General features: G+C 63.2%; 19 protein-coding genes. 5 read left to right on the top strand and 14 right to left on the bottom strand.

What is annotated here, in order from left to right; translation table 11 throughout:
* Window positions 1-231: 231 nt before the first annotated feature.
* Together IB266_RS27325 and IB266_RS27330 are read left to right on the top strand one after the other, a co-directional pair.
* Window positions 232-513, top strand: a complete 282-nt coding sequence (locus tag IB266_RS27325; RefSeq protein ID WP_192263598.1) for a PsiF family protein — start codon at window positions 232-234, stop codon at window positions 511-513.
* A 232-nt stretch (window positions 514-745) separates the two neighbouring features.
* Window positions 746-1759, top strand: coding sequence for an AI-2E family transporter (locus IB266_RS27330; RefSeq protein WP_003197331.1), 1014 nt, complete (start codon window positions 746-748; stop codon window positions 1757-1759).
* 116 nt (window positions 1760-1875) lie between these two features.
* Here the strand turns inward: IB266_RS27330 and IB266_RS27335 are convergent, their stop codons facing one another.
* On the bottom strand, window positions 1876-3150 hold the full coding sequence (locus tag IB266_RS27335; RefSeq protein WP_192263600.1) for an Hsp70 family protein: 1275 nt from the start codon (window positions 3148-3150) through the stop codon (window positions 1876-1878).
* A 294-nt stretch (window positions 3151-3444) separates the two neighbouring features.
* On the opposite strand from IB266_RS27335, the gene IB266_RS27340 reads away from it, so the two are divergent.
* The 3 genes from IB266_RS27340 (at window position 3445) to IB266_RS27350 (ending at window position 9995) form a co-directional block, all read left to right on the top strand.
* Window positions 3445-4383, top strand: a complete 939-nt coding sequence (locus tag IB266_RS27340; RefSeq protein WP_192263602.1) for a DnaJ C-terminal domain-containing protein — start codon at window positions 3445-3447, stop codon at window positions 4381-4383.
* Window positions 4384-4558: 175 nt separating this feature from the next.
* Entirely contained in the window at window positions 4559-4858 is a 300-nt protein-coding gene (locus IB266_RS27345) for a chaperone modulator CbpM (protein ID WP_072410198.1), read from the top strand.
* A gap of 112 nt (window positions 4859-4970) precedes the next feature.
* Window positions 4971-9995 (top strand): NEL-type E3 ubiquitin ligase domain-containing protein, encoded by a 5025-nt coding sequence (locus IB266_RS27350; RefSeq protein ID WP_192263604.1) that lies wholly within the window; start codon window positions 4971-4973, stop codon window positions 9993-9995.
* An 80-nt stretch (window positions 9996-10075) separates the two neighbouring features.
* On the opposite strand, the gene ureC is transcribed toward IB266_RS27350, so the two are convergent.
* The 13 genes from ureC to IB266_RS27415 form a co-directional block, all read right to left on the bottom strand.
* Window positions 10076-11776 (bottom strand): urease subunit alpha, encoded by a 1701-nt coding sequence (gene ureC, locus IB266_RS27355; RefSeq protein ID WP_192263605.1) that lies wholly within the window; start codon window positions 11774-11776, stop codon window positions 10076-10078.
* Between the two features lie 133 nt (window positions 11777-11909).
* Window positions 11910-12215, bottom strand: a complete 306-nt coding sequence (locus tag IB266_RS27360) for an urease subunit beta (RefSeq protein WP_014336352.1) — start codon at window positions 12213-12215, stop codon at window positions 11910-11912.
* A complete protein-coding gene (locus IB266_RS27365) occupies window positions 12212-12745 on the bottom strand; it encodes a GNAT family N-acetyltransferase (RefSeq protein WP_192263607.1) in 534 nt (177 codons plus the stop codon). The genes IB266_RS27360 and IB266_RS27365 overlap by 4 nt, the downstream gene beginning before the upstream one ends.
* A 7-nt stretch (window positions 12746-12752) precedes the next feature.
* Complete coding sequence (locus tag IB266_RS27370; RefSeq protein WP_060739379.1) at window positions 12753-13286, bottom strand: GNAT family N-acetyltransferase; 534 nt, start codon at window positions 13284-13286, stop codon at window positions 12753-12755.
* 9 nt (window positions 13287-13295) lie between these two features.
* Window positions 13296-13598, bottom strand: a complete 303-nt coding sequence (ureA, locus tag IB266_RS27375; RefSeq protein ID WP_003197350.1) for an urease subunit gamma — start codon at window positions 13596-13598, stop codon at window positions 13296-13298.
* A 151-nt stretch (window positions 13599-13749) separates the two neighbouring features.
* The gene (locus IB266_RS27380; RefSeq protein WP_192263609.1) at window positions 13750-14601 is read right to left on the bottom strand and encodes an urease accessory protein UreD; all 852 of its coding nucleotides are present in this window, start codon (window positions 14599-14601) and stop codon (window positions 13750-13752) included.
* Window positions 14602-14631: 30 nt separating this feature from the next.
* A complete protein-coding gene (urtE, locus tag IB266_RS27385; RefSeq protein ID WP_060739377.1) occupies window positions 14632-15330 on the bottom strand; it encodes an urea ABC transporter ATP-binding subunit UrtE in 699 nt (232 codons plus the stop codon).
* A gap of 161 nt (window positions 15331-15491) precedes the next feature.
* On the bottom strand, window positions 15492-16352 hold the full coding sequence (gene urtD / locus IB266_RS27390) for an urea ABC transporter ATP-binding protein UrtD (protein WP_060739376.1): 861 nt from the start codon (window positions 16350-16352) through the stop codon (window positions 15492-15494).
* A complete protein-coding gene (gene urtC / locus IB266_RS27395; protein ID WP_060739375.1) occupies window positions 16352-17428 on the bottom strand; it encodes an urea ABC transporter permease subunit UrtC in 1077 nt (358 codons plus the stop codon). Before urtC ends, urtD begins: the two co-directional genes overlap by 1 nt.
* Window positions 17428-18930 (bottom strand): urea ABC transporter permease subunit UrtB, encoded by a 1503-nt coding sequence (gene urtB / locus IB266_RS27400; protein WP_192263611.1) that lies wholly within the window; start codon window positions 18928-18930, stop codon window positions 17428-17430. The genes urtC and urtB overlap by 1 nt, the downstream gene beginning before the upstream one ends.
* 158 nt (window positions 18931-19088) lie before the next feature.
* Window positions 19089-20354 carry an urea ABC transporter substrate-binding protein gene (urtA, locus tag IB266_RS27405; RefSeq protein WP_025211599.1) on the bottom strand — a complete coding sequence of 422 codons (1266 nt, stop codon included), beginning with the start codon at window positions 20352-20354 and terminating at the stop codon, window positions 19089-19091.
* A 375-nt stretch (window positions 20355-20729) separates the two neighbouring features.
* Window positions 20730-22109: a PepSY-associated TM helix domain-containing protein gene (locus tag IB266_RS27410; RefSeq protein WP_192263613.1), complete on the bottom strand. Its 1380-nt coding sequence runs from the start codon at window positions 22107-22109 to the stop codon at window positions 20730-20732.
* A gap of 190 nt (window positions 22110-22299) precedes the next feature.
* Complete coding sequence (locus tag IB266_RS27415) at window positions 22300-24426, bottom strand: TonB-dependent copper receptor (RefSeq protein WP_192263616.1); 2127 nt, start codon at window positions 24424-24426, stop codon at window positions 22300-22302.
* Window positions 24427-24480: the final 54 nt, after the last annotated feature.

Genomic DNA, 24480 nt, shown 5'->3' on the forward strand with positions numbered 1-24480 from the left:
TCGGCGCTTGGGTGAAAGGAGGAGGGGCGAAATCTCCCACGGTCTGTACTGCGGCTAACAGTCAGAATCGAGCCTTGTCCCTCCTCCTCCCTTCAAGTCCTACCATACAAGCGAGCTTGCTCGCGATGGCGATAGACCCGGCACAGGAGATCCAACAGATGAAGGTGTAACAGGCTTTGTCTACACTGCACCTCATCGCCGTACCCTCGTGCGGCAGCCAGGAGAAACACCATGAAGATGCTTCGTGTGCCTTTGTTGATGATCGGTTTGCTGCTGTGTTCCCAGGGTTTCGCCGCGACGGCGCAGCAGACCAAGATGACCACCTGCAACGCCGACGCCACCGCCAAGGCGCTCAAGGGCGACGAGCGCAAGGCGTTCATGAGCACCTGCCTCAAGGCTACACCGAGCACCCCGCAGGAACGCATGAAGACCTGCAACGCCACGGCCACCACCCAGGCCCTGAAGGGTGACGCCCGCAAGACGTTCATGAGTGAGTGCCTGAAGAAAAAATAACGGCCGGTTTTTCTTCAACCTTTGATGGCCCTATCGCGAGCAAGCTCGCTCCCACAGTGGATTTGTGTTGCCCGGTTCGTGGTGGGAGCGAGCTTGCTCGCGATGGGGGCGGCACAACACTGCAAAAAAAACACCTGAACCCTGTCCGGGATCGGCCGATACAATGTCTAGTGCTGTTGGTGGATCGCTGGCAGACTGCCGATCCTTTCACGCCGTTTTGTCCTGAGGCTGTATGCCAACGTTTTCTCAGCGTCATGTATTGTTGGTGATCAGTTGGGTGATCATTTTTGGTGGGTTGTTGCTGGTGCTGCCACTGCGCCTGTTGCCGAGCCTGCTGGCCGGGTTGTTGGTGTTCGAGCTGGTCAACATGCTCACCCCGCAGTTGCAGCGCCTGATCGAAGGTCGTCGTGCCCGCTGGCTGGCGGTGGCATTGCTGGGCACGCTGGTGGTCAGTGTGCTGACGCTGATCTTCGCCGGAGCCTTCAGTTTCCTGCTCCATGAGGCGGAAAACCCAGGGGCCTCCCTGGACAAGTTCATGACGGTGGTCGATCGCGCCCGTGGGCAATTGCCGCCGTTCATCGACGCCTACCTGCCGGCCAGCGCCGCCGAGTTCCGGGTGGCGATCGGTGACTGGGTGAGCAAGCACCTGAGCGACCTGCAACTGGTGGGCAAGGACGCGGCCCACATGTTCGTGACGTTGCTGATCGGCATGGTGCTGGGGGCTATCGTTGCCCTGCAGCGCATTCCCGACCTGACCAAGCGCAAGCCCCTGGCCGCGGCGCTGTTCGATCGCCTGAACCTGCTGGTCAAGGCGTTTCGCAACATCGTCTTCGCCCAGATCAAGATTTCCCTGCTCAACACCTTCTTCACCGGGATTTTCCTGGCGGTGGTGCTGCCGCTGTTCGGGATAAAGCTGCCGCTGACCAAGACCCTGATCGTGATGACCTTCCTGCTGGGGCTGCTGCCGGTCATCGGCAATCTGATGTCCAACACGCTGATCACCATTGTCGGCCTGTCGCTGTCGATCTGGGTCGCCGTGGCGGCGCTGGGTTACCTGATCGTGATCCACAAGCTCGAATACTTCCTCAACGCCCGCATCGTCGGCGGGCAGATCAGCGCCAAGTCCTGGGAGTTGCTCATGGCGATGCTGGTGTTCGAAGCCGCATTCGGCCTGCCGGGGGTGGTGGCGGGGCCGATTTATTATGCGTATCTCAAGAGTGAGTTGAAGCAGGTGGGGATGGTTTGATCCGGTAGGGATGGCGCCTGATCTGGCGCCATCGCGAGCAAGCTCGCTCCCACAGAAGATCTATGCGATCCCTGTGGGAGCGAGCTTGCTCGCGATTCAGGCGCCTCGGTCTGGGATCAGACCTGCGTGCCGTAGCGCTTCATCGCCTCGATCGCCAGCCCGCTGCCAATACTGCCGAAGATATTGCCTTCCACATGCCGCGCCTGGGGCAGCATCGCCGAGACGCTGTTGCGCAGCGCCGGGATGCCGCTGGAACCGCCGGTGAAGAACACCGTGTCGACCTGATCGACCCGCACGTCGGCATCGCCCAGCAACTGCGTGACGCTGCCGCGCACCCGCTCCAGCAAGCCGTCGATGGCCGACTCGAACAGCGCCCGGCTCAGTTCCACGCTCAGGCCCGGCTCGATCCGGTCCAGGAGCAAATGACGCTGGTCGGTGTGGGTCAGCTCGATCTTGGTTTCTTCCACTTCCATCGCCAGCCAATGCCCGGCGCGCTGTTCGATCAGCTTGAACAGCCGGTCGATGCCGCCGGTGTCTTCGATGTCGTAGCGCATGCTGCCCAGGGCCAGGGTGGACTTTTGCGAGTACACCGCGTTGATGGTGTGCCAGGTCGCCAGGTTCATGTGGTGGCTGGTGGGCATGTAGGCACCGCTTTTCATGCGGCTGCCGTAGCCGAACAGCGGCATCAGGCCGGCCAGGGAGAGTTGCTTGTCGAAATCGGTCCCGCCGATGTGCACGCCACCGGTGGCGAGGATGTCGGCGTGGCGGTTGTCGTGGGTACGGCGCTCGGGGGAGAGGCGCACCAGGGAGAAGTCCGAAGTACCGCCGCCGATGTCGACGATCAGCACCAGCTCTTCTTTCTCGATGGTCGATTCATAATCGAAGGCCGCCGCGATGGGCTCGTACTGGAACGAAACTTCCTTGAAACCGATGGCGCGGGCGACGTCCACCAGGGTGTTTTCCGCTTCCTGGTCGGCCATTTCATCGTCGTCGACGAAAAACACCGGGCGCCCCAGTACCACTTCTTCGAATTCCCGACCGGCGGTGGCTTCGGCGCGCTTCTTCAGCTGGCCGATGAACAACCCCAGCAGATCCTTGAAAGGCATGGCCGTGCCCAACACGCTGGTGTCGTGCTTGATCAGCTTGGAGCCCAGCAGGCTCTTGAGCGAGCGCATCAGCCGGCCTTCGTAGCCTTCCAGGTATTCGTGCAGGGCCAGGCGGCCATACACCGGGCGGCGTTCCTCGAGATTGAAAAAGACCACCGAAGGCAGGGTGATCTTGTCGTCCTCCAGCGCGATCAACGTTTCCATGCCGGGGCGCAGCCAGCCGACGGTGGAGTTGGACGTGCCAAAGTCGATGCCGCAGGCACGGGCCGGGGATGCGTTTTTCATGTCTTTCGGGTTCCAGTTGAAAAAACGGCCGCGCAGTGTATGTCAGTGCGGCGCGGATTCGAAGGCCGGTTATCTGCTAATTCTCGACCGCGGGCCTTGAAAGACTCTCTTATACCCCCAAACTTGCTGGCATGAGCCTGGTAGCGCAAGGCGGGTGCAAGAACCGCCGCCAGCTGCCGATAAACTTCTGACGTGCCGCCCGGTCCCAATCTTGAGGTCGGTCAACCCGCTGTCCGGTTATCCGGGCATGCTGTGCGTGGCGGTGCGACATCGATAACGGATGGTGATGCCTAGATGGACTTCAAAGACTATTACAAGATCCTGGGTGTTGAGCCCACGGCGGACGACAGCACGATCAAGGCTGCCTACCGCAAGCTGGCGCGCAAGTATCACCCGGATGTGAGCAAGGAAAAGGACGCCGAGACCAAGTTCAAGGACGTCTCCGAAGCCTATGAAGCGTTGAAAAGCGCCGACAAGCGCGCCGAATACGACGACCTGCGCCGCTACGGCCAGCACGGCCAGCCGTTCCAAGGCCCGCCGGGTTGGCAGAGCCGTGGTGGTTTTGGCGGCCAGGACACGGGGGATTTCTCGGACTTCTTCAGTTCGATTTTCGGTAACCGTGGGTCGGGTTTCGGTGGCGGACAGTCAGGTCGCAGCGCCGGCCGTCGGGGGCAAGACGTGGAAATGGAATTACCGATTTTCCTGGAAGAAACCCTGTCGAACGAGTCGAAGAAGGTCACGTTCCAGGTGCCGCAATACAACGCGGCCGGCCAACACGTGAGCAACACCAGCAAGAGCCTGAACGTGAAGATCCCGCTGGGCGTGACCGACGGCGAACGCATCCGCCTCAAGGGCCAAGGCGCGCCGGGTGTCGGTGGCGGCGCCAATGGCGACTTGTACCTGACCATTCGTTTCGCCCCGCACCCCAAGTTCGACGTCGAAGGCCAGGACCTGATCATCACCTTGCCACTGGCGCCGTGGGAGTTGGCGCTGGGCACCGAAGTGGCGGTGCCGACCCTCACCGGCAAGATCAACCTCAAGGTCCCGGCCGGCAGCCAGAACGGTCAGCGCATGCGCGCCAAGGGCCACGGCCTGCGCAACAAGGCCGGCGAGCGCGGCTACCTGTTCGTGCAGCTCAAGGCGGTGATGCCCAAGGCCAGCGACGAAGCGGTCAAGGCGTTGTGGGCGGAACTGGCGAAGAAAGCGGCGTTCGATCCGCGGGAGAATTTCTGACAGCGGCCGGTCTCTGTTGGTAGGAGCGTAGGAGCTGACGAGTGAAACGAGGCTGCGATCTCTTGATCTTTCGCTCTAGACTCAATGTGGGGTGGAAAGATCGCAGCCTCGTTTCACTCGTCAGCTCCTACGTTCATGCACCCCTACACAGTTAAAGCATTGGGAGAAGCAGACCATGAACAACCCGATCATTGAACTGACCCTGACGGAATTCTGCGAGGCTGCCGCGTTGGCCGATGTCCATGTGATCGAGATCGTCGCCCACGGCATCCTCGAACCCCACGGCGCGGCCCCGACGGATTGGCGTTTTACCGATTACGAGCTGGCTCTGGCCAAGCGTGCCGCGAAGCTGCGGCACGACCTGGACCTGGAGTGGGAAGGCGTCGCCCTGGCGCTGGACCTGCTGGAGGAAGTCCAGCAGCTGCGGGCCGAGAATCGTCGGCTGCGCCAGCAATTGGGCCGTTGGGTGGACTGACCGTGGCGGTTCGTATGCGTCATGTCTTGTCGAAGAAGCGATAAATAGTTACCGCACGCTTCGGTGGCACACTGGTTAGGCTCGGGTTTTCCATCGTCAAGGATGACCCGATATGCCAGGCTTCACCCCCCGTCTCGCCACTCCCCAGGGCGAGCATTTCGACCTGCTCAAAGCCCGTATTCCCGGCTGGTACAGCGGGGCCATCGTGCAACGCCAGCAGGAACTGAGCGACCATGAACTGACGCTTCCGGACTGGTATGCGAAAGCCTCCCCCGACCTCTGGAACAGCCTCAAGGACAGTCATTCCCGCTACCGCGAGCGCCTGAACCAGGTCGACAACCGGCTGGGCAATATCCAGGACATCCGCGCCTTTGCCGAACCCTTGCTCGAGCAGGCGCTCCTGGATGAGTTCAACCTCACGCTGAACGTCAACGAGGTGTATTTCGTCCGCAAGTACGGGCGCAAGACCCGCGATGATCTTTTTGGGGCGCTGGTCCTGGACAGCGAGGGCGGCCACTTCGATCGCTACGAATATCGTGGCACGTCATTGCTGGAGGCGGCGCTGGCCAATTTCGCACCCGAGGAAGCGCGCAAGCCCGCCTGTGCCGATTGCAACCTCGTGACTACGGTGCGCCCGTCCCAGGGCGGCGCAGTGCAGCCTTCCATCGACGCCGTTCGCGCAGGAGCGTTGCCGATTGCCCCAGAAGCCTTCGCCCAGTTGTGTCGCACCCTGGACCTGGGGCGCCAGTATCAGGAGCACATCAACGCTGTCCTGCGGCCCGAAGACAGCAAGATATACAACCCGCTGGATCATTCACTGGAGGAGCATCACCGGCAGGGCCTGGCGCTGAACATAGAGATCGCCTGGGCCAAGGCCGACATCAGCCCGGCGGTCTACGCGATGTTGCAGCAGGTGATCGACGGTGCCAGCGACGTCACCCTCGACGGCCAGGCCGTGACCTTCACCTCCCTGAAAGTGTTCGACATCGACCTGGTCGGCCCGCTGTTGATCGGCCCCGACCTTGAAAGCAGTCGCCGGGTGGTGCCGGTCGTGGCCTACCTTCCGGGTGATCCCGAGCATCCCCTGAAAGTCTATGCCTCCAGCGCCGACTTCATGGTCGAACTGCGGCGACGCCTGCACGGTAGCGCCTACCGTCGCTTCTTCAGCCGTTTCGTGCCGCTGCGTCAGCAAGGGGTGTTTTTCCGGCAGTTCAAGCACTTCTATCAAACCTCTCCGACGGCCGATGACCAGGCCGATTACCCACTCAAATCGTCGTTGCGCAACCTGCCCATGGGCACGACGCCGATTCCCGGCGACCTGTGGGGCTCGCTACGCTTGCGGCAGATCGAGAAGGTCCAGGCTGACGCACGCGCGGTGGCGGTGCCTACCGGTGATGAAGACCAGAAAGCCCGCCTGGCGCGCCTGGACAGTTACCTGGACGCGGTGGTCGACGTGTTCAACCTGGCGGCGTTCGTCGTGCCAGGATTGGGGCCGCTGATGTTGACGGTCGGGGCCGTGCAGATGTTCAACGAGGCCTTTGAAGGCATCGAAGCGTTCGAGCGGGGGGAGACCCGGGAAATGTGGGCGCATTTTTCCAGCGTGGCCCTCAACACGGCCTTCGTCGCCACCGGCGCGGCGGTGCTGCCGCACATTCGATGGTCGGGCGCGGTGGATCAGTTGGAGCCGGTTCAATTGGCCAACGGCGAATCGCGTCTGTGGCGCCCCGACCTGAGGGTTTACCAGAGTGAGCTGGCGCCTCCCGCGGCGTCGAGTCCGGATCCCCAAGGCCTATATCGGGTCGGCGACCGGCAGGTTCTGCCGCTGGGTGACCAACATTATGAAGTGCAACGGGACCCGCAGACCCTTCGCTATCGCATTCGTCATCCTTCCCGTCCGCAGGCCTACCAGCCTGAACTGACGGACAACGGCAACGGTGCCTGGCACCACGAACTGGAACAACCGCGCACCTGGGAAGGCCCGACGCTGATGCGGCGCCTGGGCCATGGCGTCAAGGGTTTCAGCGATGCCGAACTGGAGCAGATCCGCCTCGCCAGCGCGACCTCGCACGACGTGCTGCGACGGGTGCATGTCGAGGGCGAGCCGGTGCCGGCGTTGCTGGCCGACACCCTGGATCGCTTCGACCTCTGCCGACAAATCGACACGTTCATCGGGCAACTGCAAAGCGAGGAACCGCTGCGCCATGACTTGGCCGAGCCGATGTTGCACCTGCTGACCCAATACGGCCCGTGGCCAAGAGGGCTGAAGCTGAAGGTTGTCGACGGCGCCGGCCGGACACGCTGGGAGTACGTCCGGCCCTCGGAAGGTGAGACCCCGTTTCATGAAGCCAGCCTGACCGAGGCCAAGGTCCGCACGCCTTCGCTGTTGAAAAACCTGATCGAAGCGGTGGATGCGGCAGGCGCCGACCTGTTGGCCACGGCGAGCCCGCCGATTGCGAAAACCAACATGGATGCTCGCGTCCGGCACCTGCGCCAGGCACTCGCCGAAGCGGCGGTAAATGAAAAGGTGCAGTTGCTCAACGACTACTACGCCATGGGCGAGACGAGAGGTGATCCCCATGTCACGCTGATCAAGTCCCGCTTTCCCTCGGTTCCGGCAAAGGCGATCGAGCAGATCATCACCCTGGCCGGTACCGAAGAGTTGCAGCAAATGGCCGCCTGGGATTTCGACGAGGCCAGCCAGACCAAATCCATCCCGCTGCGCATCGCCGAAGAGCTGCGCCATTATCAGCGCGTGGTGCGTTTGAACCGAGCCTACGAGGGCCTGTATCAGGACGCCTTGGCCACGGCGGACACGCCTCGATTGGTGTTGGCGACCCTGGAAACCTTGCCTGGCTGGAGCGACACGGTGCGCATCGAATTGCGTGAGGCCGATGTGTCCGGCGCCTTGATCGACAGCATCGGGCCGCAAAATGCGCCGCAGACCAAGGTCGTGGTCAAGGACGATGATCTCTACCAGGCCTTTGACGACAGCGGCAATGAGTTGAGCCATTGGGGCAGTGTCTTCGATGCCTTGCAGCATGCCCTGCCGGATGCCGAACGCCGGGCCATGGCTCGGCCCTCGATCCATCACGGCGATCAGTTGAGAGAGGCCATCGGCGCTTCGCCAGTGGACCGGGATGTGCTGGCGAGTCGCTTGAAGATGCCCGCGCTCAAGCCCGCCTTCCAATCACCGATGCGCCTGGCTTCGGGCAAAGTCGGCTACCCCCTGGGTGGACTGCGGGATTGGTTGCGCCTGGGCCGGTCGCCGGAGAGTCGGGTGCAGGAGTTGTACCCGAGCTACACGGCGGAGCAGACCGAGGCGCTGTTGCGATCACTGGGCAATGGCGCGGTGAGGGAACTCAAGCGACGTAAAGTCGAGTTGAAAATGCTGCGTCGGGATCTGGACCGCTGGGTCGCTACCTTTGGATGGCGTTACGAGGGTAATCACCGTCGGCAAGTGCCGACGGGGCTCAGAGAGATAGCGGCCGAACACATCGAGCGCTGTTGGAGGCGCCAGACCCGGGTCGTTGCAGGGGCCGATGGCCACCGGCTCGGGTATGAGCTTGATTTGAGCGGATTGAACATCGGTGCGTTGCCGGAGCTGACGGCCGACTTCAGCCATGTGGGTGTGCTCAAGATGTCTGACATGGGCCTGACGCTGCACTACTGCGACAGCTTCCTCGGCGGGTTCTCCTCCCTCAAGCGCTTGGAAATACCGAGGAACAGGCTTAGGGATATTCCCGAAGCCCTGGAGGGGATGAGGAGTCTGGAGACGCTTCACCTGGGGAATAACCAGATCGGCCTGATACCTCATAGCGTTGAAATCCTGCAAGGCCTTACCCGGCTGAAAAATCTCGACCTGGATAATAACTTGCTGGAGCGCCTGCCGGACTTCAGCAGGCTACCTGACCTGGAACGATTGCACCTGAAGAACACCGGGATCACGGCCTGGCCCACCGGCCTGCGCGACCAACCGCTGGAGCTGATCGACTTGCGCGACAACGGCTTGACCCAGGTGCCGGATCACCTGCTCGACCCGCCCGCCGATCGTGCCCATGCCACCGCACGCCTCAATCGGGTGACGTTGTTGCAGGGCAACCCGTTGAGCGAGGGGGGCCAGCAGCGCATGCGTGATTATTGGGCGGCGGTCTTGCAGACGCGTCCTGAATGGGCGGTCCTGCGTTTGCCCGAGGCGTTTGGGTTTTCAGCGCCGGTCGGGCCGGCGAATATGCAGCAATGGCTGCGCGACCTGCCTGCGGGCCAACTGGCGGAAAAAAGAGCCTTGTGGCAAAGCCTGGCGGATGAGCAGCACTCGGGAGAGTTTTTTGAGTTGTTGCATCGGTTGGCCGCCTCCTATCAGGGGCTGGAAGATTATCCGGACCTCCAGGCCCGCGTCTGGCAGATGCTCGAGGCGATGGGCAACGCCACCGACTTGCGTCATGAACTGTTCGACCTGGCCGGCCGACCGGCCTGTGAAGATCGCGCAGCCTTGTCGTTCAGCTACCTGGAAATCCGCTTGATGATCCACAACGCCAGGGCCTTGGCGGTTGCAAAGGATGAGGCGGCAACACTGGTCCATCTGGCCAAGGGGCTGTTTCGCCTCGATGAGGTAGAGCGTATTGCCCTGCAGGATATCCAGCGGCGCCGCGATGCGATCAATGCCCGCACCGACCTGACCAACGATGAAAAGCGCGAAAACCTGGCGCTGATAGAAGAAGTCGAGGTCCGTCTGGCTTACCGTGCGGGGCTCAAGGATCGACTGGGGCTACCGGGGCAACCCGCGGGCGGGGTTTTTCTCAGGCTGGGAGATGTCACCCCTGGAATGCTCGATGCCGCTGCCAATGAGGTGCTGGCGCTGGACGATTCCCCCCAGCAGTTTCAGTCGCTGGTGGGCCGGGATTTCTGGATCGATTATTTGAAGCAGGCGCATGGGGCCTCCTTCCAGGCGCTGAACGACACCCTTATCGCCAACCAGATCGAGCTGGATGAAGCGAAGGCGGCCGGGACCCTGGAGGAAGCCGACTACATCAGCCGGTCCGAGGCGTTGGGCCTGCAACACAAGATCAAGGAAGCGGAGCTGGTCCAGTCGTTGACGCGAACCGAGCTGGAGCAGTTGCCGGGAAGTACCGACCTGTAGGCTGACCCGTCCCGGTCATTTCAGGCAATGAAAACCTGTGGCGAAGGAGCTTGCTCCCTCGCCACAGGAACTGCGCCGGTTCAAAACAGGAAATAACGCTGCGCCATCGGCAGCACGTCGGCCGGTTCGCACCACAGCAACACGCCGTCGGCCTTGACCTGGTAAGTCTGCGGATCGACGTCGATGCTCGGCAGGTAGTCGTTGTGGATCAGGTCGGTCTTCTGCACGTCGCGGCAACCTTTGACCACGGCGATTCTTTTCTTCAGCCCCAGTTGTTCCGGCAACCCGGCCTCGGCGGCGGCCTGGCTGATGAAGGTCAGGCTGGTGGCATGCCGTGAGCCGCCGTAGCTGGCGAACATCGGTCGGTAGTGCACCGGTTGTGGCGTCGGGATCGAGGCGTTGGCGTCGCCCATCAGGCTGGCGGCAATCGCTCCGCCCTTGAGGATCAGCGTCGGCTTGACGCCGAAGAACGCCGGGCGCCACAGCACCAGGTCGGCCCACTTGCCCACTTCGATGGAACCCACTTCATGGCTGATGCCGTGGGTGATCGCCGGGTTGATGGTGTACTTGGCGATGTAACGCTTGATGCGGAAATTGTCGTTACCGTCGCCGTCGCCGGGCAGGGCGCCGCGTTGCTTTTTCATCTTGTCGGCGGTCTGCCAGGTGCGCGTGATGACTTCGCCGACGCGGCCCATGGCCTGGCTGTCGGAGCTGATCATCGAGAAGGCGCCGAGGTCGTGGAGAATGTCTTCGGCGGCGATGGTCTCGCGGCGGATGCGGCTTTCGGCGAAGGCCACGTCTTCGGCGATGCTCGGGTCCAGGTGATGGCAGACCATCAACATGTCCAGGTGCTCGTCGATGGTGTTGCGGGTGAACGGCCGGGTCGGGTTGGTGGAGCTGGGCAATACGTTGGGGAAACCGCAGGCCTTGATGATGTCCGGCGCATGCCCGCCACCGGCACCTTCGGTGTGGTAGGTGTGGATGGTGCGGCCCTTGAAGGCGGCGAGGGTGGTTTCCACGAAGCCCGACTCGTTGAGGGTGTCGGTGTGGATCGCCACCTGCACATCGTACTGGTCGGCCACGCTCAGGCAGTTGTCGATGGCCGCCGGCGTGGTGCCCCAGTCTTCGTGCAGCTTCAGGCCGATGGCCCCGGCCTTGACCTGCTCGATCAACGGTTCCGGCAGGCTGGCGTTGCCCTTGCCGGTGAAGCCGATGTTCATCGGGAAGGCATCGGCGGCCTGGAGCATGCGCGCCAGGTGCCACGGCCCGGAGGTGCACGTGGTGGCGTTGGTCCCGGTGGCCGGGCCCGTGCCGCCGCCGATCATGGTGGTGACGCCGCTCATCAGCGCTTCTTCGATCTGCTGGGGGCAGATGAAGTGGATGTGGGTGTCGATACCGCCAGCCGTGAGGATCATGCCTTCGCCGGCGATCACTTCGGTGCTGGCGCCAATGGCGATGGTCACGTCGGGCTGGATGTCCGGGTTGCCGGCCTTGCCGATGGCGGCGATGCGTCCGTCCTTGAGGCCGACATCGGCCTTGACGATGCCCCAGTGGTCGATGATCAGTGCGTTGGTGATCAAGGTGTCGACGACCTCGGCGGCCAACAGTTGGCTCTGGCCCATGCCGTCGCGAATCACTTTGCCGCCGCCGAATTTCACTTCTTCGCCATAGGTGGTGAAGTCTTTTTCCACTTCGATCCACAACTCGGTGTCGGCCAGGCGGACCTTGTCACCGACGGTGGGGCCGAACATGTCGGCGTAGGCTTGTCTCGAAATCTTCATGTGCTTGCCTTGGAATTCAATGTCGGTTTGTGAAGCTAAACCTGTGGGAGCACAGCTTGCTGGCGATGAACGATGACACGGCCTGACAGGAAAACGCGGCGCCTGCATCGCGGGCAAGCCTTGCTCCCACAGGTTAAAGATCGCCCATGACCCGCCCGGCAAACCCGAACACCCGGCGATGCCCGGCCAGGTCCACCAGTTCCACCTCGCGGCTCTGGCCCGGTTCGAAACGCACCGCAGTGCCGGCCGGGATGTTCAGGCGCATGCCACGGCTGGCGGCGCGGTCGAAGGTCAAGGCGTCGTTGGTCTCGAAAAAGTGATAGTGCGAGCCGACCTGGATCGGTCGGTCGCCGCTGTTGGCGACGTTCAGCGTGAGGGTGCGGCGACCGACGTTGAGTTCGATGTCGCCGGGCTGGACCTGGTATTGCCCTGGAATCATTGCGGTTGCCCCAAAATCTTGTAGTAAATGGCGGTCGGGGTGTAGGTCCCGTCCGGGCTCTGGCAGTAGTCGGGCAGTTCACCGACGCGGGTGTAGCCCATGGCGCGGTAGAACGCCTCGGCCTCGGAACCGGCCTCGGTGTCGAGGTACAACAGGCCACGCTTGTGCTGGTGGGCGCCAAGTTCCAGGGCGCTCATCAATTGCTGGCCCAGCCCGCGGCGGCGAGCCTCACCGCGGACCAGCAGCTTCTGCACTTCGGCACGGTTGAGGCCGTTGGGCTTCTGGCACAGGGCAAGCTGGACGCTGGCCTGTACCTGTTCATCCTTGACCACCACCCACAGCAGCAGGTGGCCCTGGTTGAGGCTGGCCTGGACCTCGTCGAAGTAGGCGCGGGCCTGGACGGCATCGAGATCGGCCATGAACCCCACGCTGGCCCCGTAGCCGACGGCGTCGAGCAACAGATCGATCAGGCCCTGGCGATAATGCGCAAAGCTCTCGGCGTGGACTCGACGCAACTGGGCGGCGTTCATTGGCTTTTCACTCCTTGTTGATGGCAGGCGGTAGCGCCCCGGGGTTGAGGTTCAACTGCATGAAGGTCAGGTCCAGCCAGCGGCCGAACTTGGTCCCCACCTCGGGCATCTGCCCGGTGATCACGAAACCGGCCCGCTCGTGCAGGCGAATCGAGGCCGCGTTGCCACTTTCGATGGCCGCGACCATGACGTGTTTATCGCAGGCCCTGGCACGTTCGATCAGCGCGCCCATCAGCAGCGGGCCAAGGCCATTGCCGCGTTGATCGCTGCGCACGTACACCGAATGCTCCACGGTGTGGCGAAAACCATCGAACGGCCGCCAGTCGCCGAACGAAGCGTAGCCGAGCACGTTGTCTTCGGCGTCGACGGCCACCAGCACCGGGTAGCCCTGGGTCTGCCGGGCGCTAAACCAGGCCTGGCGATTGCCCAGGTCCACGGCTTGTTCGTTCCAGATCGCCGTGGTGTTGAGGACGGCGTCGTTGTAGATCTCGCGGATCGCCGGCAGGTCTGCGGCACGGGCGTCACGAACTTGGGCAGTCATGACGTGGCCTCAGGCGATGGGTTGGTGGACGGTGACCAGTTTGGTCCCGTCGGGAAACGTCGCTTCGACCTGGATCTCCGGGATCATTTCCGGGATGCCTTCCATCACCTGCTCGCGGCTCAACAGCGTGGTGCCGTAGTGCATCAGCTCGGCGACGGTCTGGCCGTCACGGGCGCCTTCCAGCAGCGCGGCGGAAATGTAGGCCATGGCCTCCGGGTAGTTGAGCTTCAGGCCCCGGGCCAACCGTCGTTCGGCGACGAGGCCGGCGGTGAAGATCAGCAGCTTGTCTTTTTCGCGTGGGGTCAGGTCCATGTGCAATCCATAAGGGCAGATAAAAAAATCGGGCTAAAAACATGTACCTCTGTGGGAGCGGGCTTGCTCGCGAATGCGGGCTCACATTCAACAGTTGAGTTGGCTGACACACCGCCTTCGCGAGCAAGCCCGCTCCCACAGAAAAGCAAATTCATGTACTCCAGATTCTCGGGGGCATGGCCTCCCGACCGAGCAGCGCCGGGCGCAGAAGTCGCCACAATTCAATCAACCACCCCCGCGCCAGCAACGCCTCGCTCGCCAGGCACCGCGCCACGACCAGACCGGGCAATTGGGTCAGGTCGCCGCGCACGGCATGGCCCAGGGATCGGCAGTGTTCCAGCTGTTCGCTGTCGATCTCGCCGGTCACCAGCAACGTGGCAAACACCGGATCGCCGCCCAGCCCGATGGGCGAGTCCAGCAGCCCATCACCGCCCACAATGCGCTGGCGCTCATGCCACAGCAACTGGCCGTCGCGGCGAATGTCCAGTCGCGATTGAAAGTGCCCCAGGTCGAAACGTTCGCCGCTGGCCGGTCGGCCGAGGGCGACCATGTCCCAGTAGAACAGGCGTGCGTCGCCCTGCAGGTCGATACTCGTGCCGAGTTCGGCCTGGGCCGCGCTGAAGACGATGGTTTCCTGGGGCAGCCATTCCAGGGTCGCGCCGGGGGCCACGCTCAGGCTCAACTGTTGGTACGCCGGGCCGGCAGCGCGGTACCACTTGGCCGCGCCGGGGCTGGTCAGTTGCGCCCAGGCGCCAGGGCCGACGTGGGCCGAGATGTCCAGCCGGTCACCGCCGGCAATCCCGCCGGGCGGGTGGACGATGATGTGCTGGCACACCTCGGGACCTTCGGCGTACAAGTGCTTCTGCACCCGCAGCGGGCCTTTGTGGCGGCGCTGTACCGGGCGTGTGCACTCGCCGAAGCGGGCGTAGCCCAATTCCAGCTCTGCGTGCCAGCTGGGGGTGAACAGGGCCGAAGGCGCCAATGAACAGACAGGTAGATTCATGATTTCTGATTATCGTCAGGACGCTACAGACTAGATCGTAACCAGCCCGCGCACACCCTCGGCTTCCATATTTTCTCCGCGCCCCTGCTGCACGATCTCGCCCCGGGACATCACCAGGTACTGATCGGCCAGCTCGGCGGCGAAGTCGTAGAACTGCTCCACCAGCAAAATCGCCATGTCGCCCCGGGCCGCCAGCTTCTTGATCACCACGCCGATCTCTTTGATCACCGAGGGCTGGATGCCTTCGGTGGGCTCGTCGAGAATCAGCAGGCGCGGCCGACTGGCCAGGGCCCGGCCAATGGCGAGCTGCTGTTGCTGGCCGCCGGACAGGTCACCGCCACGGCGTTGTTTCATCTGCAGCAGCACCGGGAACAATTCGTAGATGAATGCCGGCACTTCCTTGGCTTCGGCGCCGGGAAAGCGCGACAGGCCCATCAGCAGGTTTTCTTCCACCGTCAACCGTCCGAATATTTCCCGACCCTGGGGCACGTAGGCAATGCCGGCATGCACCCGTTGGTGCGGCTTGAACGCGGTGATGGCCTTGCCTTCCCAACTCACCGCACCTTCCTTGGCCGGCAACAGGCCCATCAGGCATTTGAGCAGGGTGGTCTTGCCCACGCCGTTGCGCCCCAGCAGGCACGTCACTTCGCCGACCTTCACGTCGAACGACAGGCCGCGCAGGATGTGGCTACCGCCGTAGTACTGGTGCAGCTTGTCGACTTGCAGCATGTCTTGAATTCTCCTTAATCCCCTGTGGGAGCAAACCCTGTGAGAACAAACCTTGCTCGCGATGAACGATGACGCGGTCCAGGGCAACATTGCGACGGCCCCATCGCGGGCAAGCCTTGCTCCCACAGGCCCGCTCCCACAGGGGGAAAGTGTTTGCAGGTCTAGCGACCGAGATACACCTCGATCACCCGCTCATTGTCCTGCACCTGTTCCAGCGACCCTTCGGCCAGCACGCTGCCCTGGTGCAGCACGGTGACGTGGTCGGCGATCGCGCCGACGAAGCCCATGTCGTGTTCCACCACCATCAGCGAATGCTTGCCCGCCAGGGACTTGAACAGCTCGGCGGTGAACTCGGTCTCGGCGTCGGTCATGCCCGCCACCGGTTCGTCGAGCAACAGCAATTGCGGGTCTTGCACCAGCAGCATGCCGATCTCCAGGAACTGCTTCTGCCCGTGGGACAGCAATCCGGCGGCGCGGTTGACCGACGTGGTAAGGCGGATGGTCTCGAGCACTTCGTCGATACGGTCGTGCTGCTCGCCAGTGAGTCTTGCCCGCAGGCTGGCCCACACCGATTTGTCGGTCTTGAGCGCCAGCTCCAGGTTTTCGAACACGCTCAGGGCTTCGAACACCGTGGGCTTCTGGAACTTGCGCCCGATGCCGGCCTGGGCGATCTGCACCTCGCTCATGCTCGTCAGGTCCAGGGTCTCGCCGAACCAGGCCTTGCCGTGGCTGGGGCGGGTCTTGCCGGTGATCACGTCCATCAGGGTGGTCTTGCCGGCGCCGTTGGGGCCGATGATGCAGCGCAACTCGCCGACGCCGATGTACAGGTTCAAATCGTTCAAGGCCTTGAAGCCATCGAAGCTGACGCTGATGTCTTCCAGGGTCAGGATGGTGCCGTGGCGGGTGTTCAGGCCCACGCCGGCTGCCTGGCCGAGGCCGATGGCGTCGCGACTGCTGCCTTGGTCCTTGTTGGGCTCCAGGATGGGTTCGAGCATGAAATCCGCCGTAGGTGTGATTCGCATCATTCGCTCCTTTTCTTCAGCAATCCGATCACACCCTTGGGCAGATACAGGGTCACGACGATGAACAGGGCGCCGAGGAAGAACAGCCAATATTCAGGAAACGCCACGGTGAACCAGCTCTTCATGCCGTTCACGACCCCGGCGCCCAGCAACGGCCCGATCAACGTGCCGCGCCCGCCAAGGGCGACCCAAACGGCGGCCTCGATGGAGTTGGTCGGCGACATTTCGCTGGGGTTGATGATGCCCACCTGCGGCACGTACAACGCCCCGGCCAGGCCGCACAGCACCGCGCTCAATACCCAGACGAACAGCTTGAAACCACGGGGATCGTAGCCGCAGAACATCAGGCGGTTTTCCGCGTCTCGCAGGGCGGTCAGTACCCGGCCGAACTTGCTGCGGGCCAGGCGCCAGCCGATGAACAGGCTCGCCACCAGCAGCAACACCGTGGCGAAAAACAGCACCGCCCGGGTGCCTGGCTCGGTGATGCCGAAGCCCAGGATCGAGCGGAAATTGGTGAAGCCGTTGTTGCCGCCAAATCCGGTTTCGTTGCGGAAAAACAGGAGCATCCCGGCGAAGGTCAGGGCCTGGGTCATGATCGAGAAATACACGCCCTTGATCCGCGAGCGGAAGGCGAAGAAGCCGAACGCCAGGGCCAGCAACCCCGGCGCCAGCACCACCAGGCACATCGCCCAGAGGAAACTGTCGGTGCCGGCCCAGTACCAAGGCAACTCGGTCCACGACAGGAAGGTCATGAACGCCGGCAAGCCATCCCCGGCGGCCTGGCGCATCAAGTACATGCCCATGGCGTAGCCGCCCAGGGCGAAGAACAGGCCGTGGCCCAGGGAGAGCAAGCCGGCGTAGCCCCAGACCAGGTCCAGTGCCAGGGCGACGATGGCGTAGCAGAGAATCTTGCCCACCAGGGTCAGGGTGTAGGCTGACACGTGCAGCGGATTGTCCGCCGCCAGCAGCGACAGCAACGGCAGGCTCAGCAGCACGGCCAGGATCAGCGCGCCGACGGCGAGGGTGAGTTTGGGACCGGCCTTTTGCGTGGCCGTGAGCATCAGGGGCTGGTTCATCAGTCGATTACCCGTCCTTTGAGCGCGAAGAGGCCTTGCGGACGCTTCTGGATGAACAGAATGATCAGCGCGAGGATCAGGATCTTGCCGAGCACGGCGCCGATCTGCGGTTCGAGGATCTTGTTGGCGATACCCAGGCCGAACGCGGCGAACACACTGCCGGCCAACTGGCCGACACCACCGAGCACCACCACCAGGAACGAGTCGATGATGTAGCTCTGGCCCAGGTCCGGGCCGACGTTGCCGATCTGGCTCAGGGCCACGCCTCCGAGCCCGGCGATGCCCGAGCCGAGGCCGAAGGCGAGCATGTCGACCCGGCCGGTGGGCACGCCGCAGCAGGCGGCCATGTTGCGGTTCTGGGTCACCGCGCGCACGTTCAGGCCCAGGCGCGTCTTGTTCAGCAGCAGCCAGGTCAGCACCACCACGAACAAGGCGAAGGCGATGATCACGATGCGGTTGTACGGCAGCACCAGGTTCGGCAACACCTGGATCCCGCCCGAGAGCCAGGCCGGGTTGGCGACTTCGACGTTCTGCGCACCGAACACCAGGCGCACCAGTTGGATCAGCATCAGGCTGATGCCCCAGGTGGCGAGCAGGGTTTCCAGCGGCCGCCCGTAGAGGTGGCGAATCACCGTACGCTCCAGGGCCATGCCGATGGCCGCGGTGATGAAAAATGCCACCGGCAAGGCGATCAGCGGATAGAACTCGATGGCGTTCGGGGCGAAGCGCTGGAACAGCAACTGCACCACATAAGTGGAATAGGCGCCCAGCATGAGCATCTCGCCGTGGGCCATGTTGATCACCCCCAGCAGGCCGAAGGTAATCGCCAGGCCGAGGGCGGCGAGCAGCAGGATCGAGCCCAGGGACATACCGCTGAAGGCCTGGCCCAGCAACTCGCCCACCAGGAGTTTGCGCTTGACCTGGCCCAGGCTGGTTTCAGCGGCGGTGCGCACGGCGGCATCGGTTTCGACGCCGGGTTCGAGCAGGCCTTCCAGGCGGGTACGGGCCAGTGGATCGCCGGTTTCCCCCAACAGGCGGACGGCGGCCAGGCGCACGTTCGGGTTGGTGTCCACCAGTTGCAGGTTCGCCAGGGCCAGGCTCAGGGCGGCGTGTACGTTTTCGTCCTGCTCACCGGCCAGTTGCCGATCGAGAAACGCCAGTTGCGCCGGGCGGGCAGTTTTTTGCAGTTGCTGCGCGGCGGCCAGGCGTACGCGGGCATCGACGGCGAGCAGTTGATGGCTGGCGAGGGCGGTTTCGATCAGCCCGCGCAAGCGGTTGTTCAGGCGCAGGGTTTTTGGCTGGCCGTCGACGATCAACTGGCCTTGTTGCAGGGCGTTGATCAGTTCGACACGTGCAGGCTCCGGCTGCGCGGCCCAGGTTTCCAGGAGCTTGGCCTGCTGGGTCGGGTTGGCGGCGACGAAGTCTTCGGCGTCACCGGCGTGGGCCTCCAGTGGCAACAGCAGCACCAGGGCGAGGATGAGGCGGTAAAGGGCGGTGGGCATATGCTAGGCCTTGCGCAGTGCTTTTTGTGGGAGCGAGCTTGCTCGCGATAGCGGTGTGTCAGTCACTGTTCTTCTGGCTGATCCATCGCTATCGCGAGCAAGCTCGCTCCCACAGGGGTTGTGTGTCGGTCCGGGGGTTGGGGCCGACACCCACGGGCTCAGTTGCTCTTCACCGCATAGTCAGGCTTCTTGTCGTTGCCGGCGATGAACGGGCTCCACGGTTGCGCGCGGATCGGGCCTTCGGTCTGCCAGACCACGTTGAACTGACCGTCGGCCTGGATCTCGCCGATCATCACCGGCTTGTGCAGGTGGTGGTTGGTCTTGTCCATGGTCAGGGTGTAGCCCGACGGTGCGGCGAAGGTCTGGCCGGCCAGGGCTTCGCGGACTTTGTCGACGTCGGTGGACTTGGCTTTCTCGACCGCTTGCGCCCACATGTGGATGCCGACGTAGGTGGCTTCCATCGGGTCGTTGGTCACCGCTTTGTCGGCGCCTGGCAGGTTCTTGGCCTTGGCGTAGGCTTTCCAGGAATCGACGAATTTCTTGTTCGCCGGGTTATCCACGGATTCGAAGTAGTTCCACGCCGCCAGGTTGCCCACCAGCGGCTTGGTGTCGATGCCGCGCAGTTCCTCTTCGCCCACCGAGAACGCCACGACCGGTACGTCGGTGGCCTTCAGGCCCTGGTTGGCCAGTTCTTTATAGAACGGCACGTTGGAGTCGCCATTGACCGTGGAGATGACCGCGGTCTTGCCACCGGCCGAGAACTTCTTGATGTTGGCCACGATGGTCTGGTAATCGCTGTGGCCGAACGGGGTGTAGACCTCTTCGATGTCTTTGTCCGCCACCCCTTTGGAGTGCAGGAACGAACGCAGGATCTTGTTGGTGGTGCGCGGGTAGACGTAGTCGGTGCCCAGCAGGAAGTAGCGCTTGGCGCTGCCGCCTTCTTCGCTCATCAGGTACTCCACCGCCGGAATCGCCTGTTGGTTCGGCGCGGCACCGGTGTAGAACACGTTCGGCGACATCTCTTCGCCTTCATACTGCACCGGGTAGAACAGCAGGCCGTTGAGTTCTTCGAACACCGGCAACACGGATTTACGCGACACCGATGTCCAGCAGCCGAACACCACGGCGACTTTGTCCTGGGTCAGCAACTGCCGGCCCTTTTCGGCGAACAGCGGCCAGTTCGACGCCGGGTCCACGACCACCGCTTCAAGCTTCTTGCCGTTCACACCACCCTTGGCGTTGATCTCGTCAATGGTCATCAGCGCCATGTCCTTGAGGGACGTCTCGGAGATCGCCATGGTGCCGGACAGCGAATGCAAGATACCGACCTTGATGGTCTCGGCGGCCTGGACGGTCCAGGCCATGCCCATCGCGGCAATGCTTGCCGAGAGTGTAAAAGCCTTGATCAAGCTACGACGCTTCATTGTGCGATCTCCATGGACTTATGAGTTTTTTTTGAGGGCAGATGCAAACGCTGAAAGCGCTTTTGCAAGGGGTGTGCCCGGTCGGAGAAAGGCTTTGAAACGCGGGGTTGGCGTGGGGCACAAGGGAGCGAGCGCACCATGAGTGAACGCATTGCGGGGGCTGGTGCGAGGAGGTGCGCCACATTAGTGCGCAAGGGTGCGAGTCCCCTTGTGGGAGCGAGCTTGCTCGCGATAGCGATGGGTCAGTCATCTCCGATCTGACTGATCTACCGCTATCGCGAGCAAGCTCGCTCCCACATTCCGGACTGTGTTCATCGTTTGGAAAGCGGGTGCGATTGTGGAGGTTTCGCGCCGCCTTCCGTTAACGCATGGCCTTCAGCTTGAAGATGAAGCCGTCTCAGGCTGGCGATTGAACCGGGTAACAACCCGGTCCAACAGCCACACTACCACCAGCGAAGCCCCCACCAACGGGAACACCAGCGCCAGGGCCAGCATGATGAACACTCCGGTCTTCCAGGTCGGCAGGTCGTGGCGCAGGGGCGGCACGCCGAACTTGCCCTGGGGCCGGCGCTTCCACCAGATCACCAGGCCACTCACGGCGCTGAGCAGGATCATCAGGCAAACCAGCAGCACGAGGATCTGGTTCACCGGGCCGAACATCTTGCCTTCGTGCAGCATCACCCCGGTTTCGGTGGCGCGGGCGACGATGCTGTAGTGCTCCCAGCGCACATCGGCCAGGACCTTGCCGGTGTACTGGTCCACGTGCAGGGTGGCGTCGTTGCGCGGGTCATCGGCGAACACGGCGACGGTGAACACGCCACTGGCTGTGGTGGGCAACGTGATGCTGTAGCCGGGCGTGACCTGGCGCGCGGTGGCGATATCCTGCATCGCTTGCAGGCTGACGGTCGGGGCGGCGGGGCCTTCGTGCATGCCACCGTGGCCCATGTGCTCGGCATGGTCGCCGGACATCGGCATCGGCGTATTTTCTACTGCCCAGGGCACGGTCTGGCGGTGGGCGTTGTTGAGGCTGCCGGCCTCGACGTCGGACTTGGGCACGTCATTCCACATCGCCGCCGGGAAGCGGTTCCAGAGGTCTGCGTATTGCTTGCCCCAGAAGCCGGTCCAGGTCATGCCGCTGAGCAGCATCACCAGCAGGAATGCCGCGCCCCAGAAACCGACGACGACATGCAAGTCACGCCAGAACAACCGCCCGCGGGCGCTCCAGCGCGGCCACAGCACACCGGCCGATGATTGCCCGCGCGGCCACCACAGGTACAGGCCGGAGACCACCAGCACCACGCCCCAGCCGGCGGCCATTTCCACCAGCCGGTCACCGACGGTGCCGATCAGCAACTCGCCGTGAATCGCCCGGGCCATGGCTTGCAGGTTGCTCTTCGCATCCTGTTCGCCGAGGACGTCGCCGTGGTACGGGTCGATGAACACGTTCAGTTCCCGGCCCTGGTCGATCACCACGAACTGCGCGCTGCGCTCGGCATTGACCGGTGGCAGGTACTGTTTGACCTGGCCTTCGGGGTAGGCCTGGCGGACCTTATTGAGCAGGTCGTCCGCCGCCAGGGTGTGATGCCCGGCCGGCACGTTCAACAGGCTGCCGTACATCAGTGGATCGAGTTGTGGCTTGAACAGGTAGATGATGCCGGTCAGGGCCAGCATCACCATGAACGGCGCCACGAACAGCCCGGCATAAAAATGCCAGCGCCAGGCCAGGTTGTAGAAATTCGGTTTCGGTTGGCTCATCAGAAAGCGCTCCGCAGGGCAAATGGGTTGTTATGTTGTGCCGTCAGTCAAGGTGGAATCGAACCCTGTGGGAGCGAGCTTGCTCGCGATAGCAATGGTTCAGCTTGCATCGATGTTGAATGTGCCTTCGCCATCGCGAGCAAGCTCGCTCCCACAGTTTGTGTCCTTGCTGACAGATCTCCGGTGCCGGTTAGAAACTCATGTCCACCTTGGTCCAGAGCGTGCGCCCCGGTTCGTTGATGGCCTGCGGGTCGCTCGCCGGGTAGCCGAACCCGGCGTTGCCGGCCAGGTTCAAGTGTTCGGCGTAGGCTTTGCCGAACAGGTTGTCGACGCCGCTGCTGACCTTCCAGTGTTGATTGATGCGATAGGCACCGTTGAGCGAGAACACGCCGAAGCCCGAGCTTTTGCCGTAGTCCTTGCCCACCACGTTGCCCTTGTTTTCATCGACACGGTGTTGCGCCGCCACCACCCGCCACAGGGCCCCGGCGCTCCAGCGGTCTTCGCTGTAGGTCAGGCCCAGGCGTGCGTCCAGCGGCGGCATTTGCGCCAGGGCGCTGCCGTCGCTGCTGTTCTTGCCCCAGGCATAGGCCAGGGTGGCGTCGGCTTTCCAGCGCTCGCTCAGCTTGTAGGCCGCACCCAATTCACCGCCCATGATCCGCGCATCGATGTTCTCGGCCCGGGAGGTGGTGCCCATCATCCCGGGGGTGTAGTCGAAGAGGATGTAGTCGCGTACCTGGCCGACATAACCCGACGCCCAGGCTTCGAGGGTTTCGGTCTTGTACTGCAGGCCGAAGTCGAGCTGGGTGGTTTTCTCCGGCTTGATCGCGTCGAAGGCATTCAACGAACCGCTGGGGCCGACGTTCGGCGAGAACAGCTCCCAGTAGTCCGGGAAGCGCTGGGCGTGACCGAGGCCTGCGTAGAGGGTGGTGGGGCTGTCGTCCAGGTCGTGCTCGTAGCGGACAAAACCGCTGGGCAGTGTGTCGGCGCGAGTGTCGTCGGCGGTGGGGTTGGGGCGGGCCGACATGCCGGAACCGATGCTCTGGCGGTAATCCTTGGCCGAGGCGCGGTCGAGCCGGGCACCTGTGATCAGCCGGTCGCGGTCGGCGGCGTACCAGGTCAGTTCGCCGAACACCCCGTAGTTGTGGAAGTCGGCGTCCTTGGTGTACGGCAGGCCCTTGTAGGTGTCGACGCCCATGCTGCTGCGTTGGCGATGCTCGTTGGTCTGGGCGTCCAGGCCGCTGATCAATTGCACATCGGCCCAGCGCCAGGTGGCCTTGATGCGCGCGCCGAGGGTGCGGCGGTCGACGTTGGAAGCCATGGGCCCGGCCATCATCCCGGTGCCGGACGGCGTGCGCAGCGTGTAGTTGTCCATCACGTGGTCGGCGTAGTTGTAGTAGACCTGGGCCTCGACCTTGTCCAGGACCTCGCCAATGTTCGAGCGCTCGAAACGCAGCCCGAGGCTTTCGCGCTTGAACTGTGAGCCGTCCATGCCGCGTCCGGCGTAGCGCGCTTCACCGTCGCCCTTGCCGGCCGTCAATTCCAGCAAGGTGTCGGCGTCCGGCGTCCAGCCAAGGGTGACGTCGCCATTCCACTTGTCATAGCGCGACGGCACGGTGTCGTTGTTGCCGTCGCGGTAGTCGTCCGAATGGGCGGTGTTGCCGATCACCCGTACATAGCCCAGCGGGCCACCGGCGGCGGCATCCACCACTTTGTCGAAACGGCCGTTGGAGCCGGCCAGCACACTGGCGTTGACCCGGGTGCCCAGCTCGCCGAACTGTTCCGGCTCGCGCTCGAACAGCACGGTCCCGGCCGAGGCGCCGGGGCCCCAGAGTACGGTTTGCGGGCCTTTGATGACAGTGAGCTTGTCGTAGGTTTCCGGCGAGATATAGGAGGTCGGCGCGTCCATCCGGCCTGGGCAAGCACCCAACAGCATGCTGCCGTTGGTGAGAATGTTCAGCCGTGAGCCGAACATGCCACGCAGCACCGGGTCGCCATTGGTGCCGCCGTTGCGCACCAGGGCAAAGCCCGGAATGGTCTTGAGGTAGTCGCCGCCATCACTGGCCGGCACCGGTTGGCGCGGGTCCTTGGGGTTGGTGACGACGGTCAGCGGCGAGCTGGGAGCGATGGCGGTGATGACCGTCGGGCTCAGTTCTTCGACCTGATGGTCGTGATGCTCGTGCTCGTCGGCCAGCGCGAGAGGAGTGAGCAGCAGGCCGCACAGGGCGGCGATGGTTTGGCGCAAACGAACCGGTGGCTCGTTCAGGGGGCAGCGAACCTGGGCAGAGCCCAACGCGATGCCAGCAGAAAACCTGGACATGATGATTCCATCGAACAAACGTAGACGACACGGTCGGGCAGCCTGGAGCTGTCT

Origin of the sequence: Pseudomonas sp. Pdm06 (assembly GCF_014851795.1) — a bacterium.
Classification (GTDB): domain Bacteria; phylum Pseudomonadota; class Gammaproteobacteria; order Pseudomonadales; family Pseudomonadaceae; genus Aquipseudomonas; species Aquipseudomonas fluorescens_AA.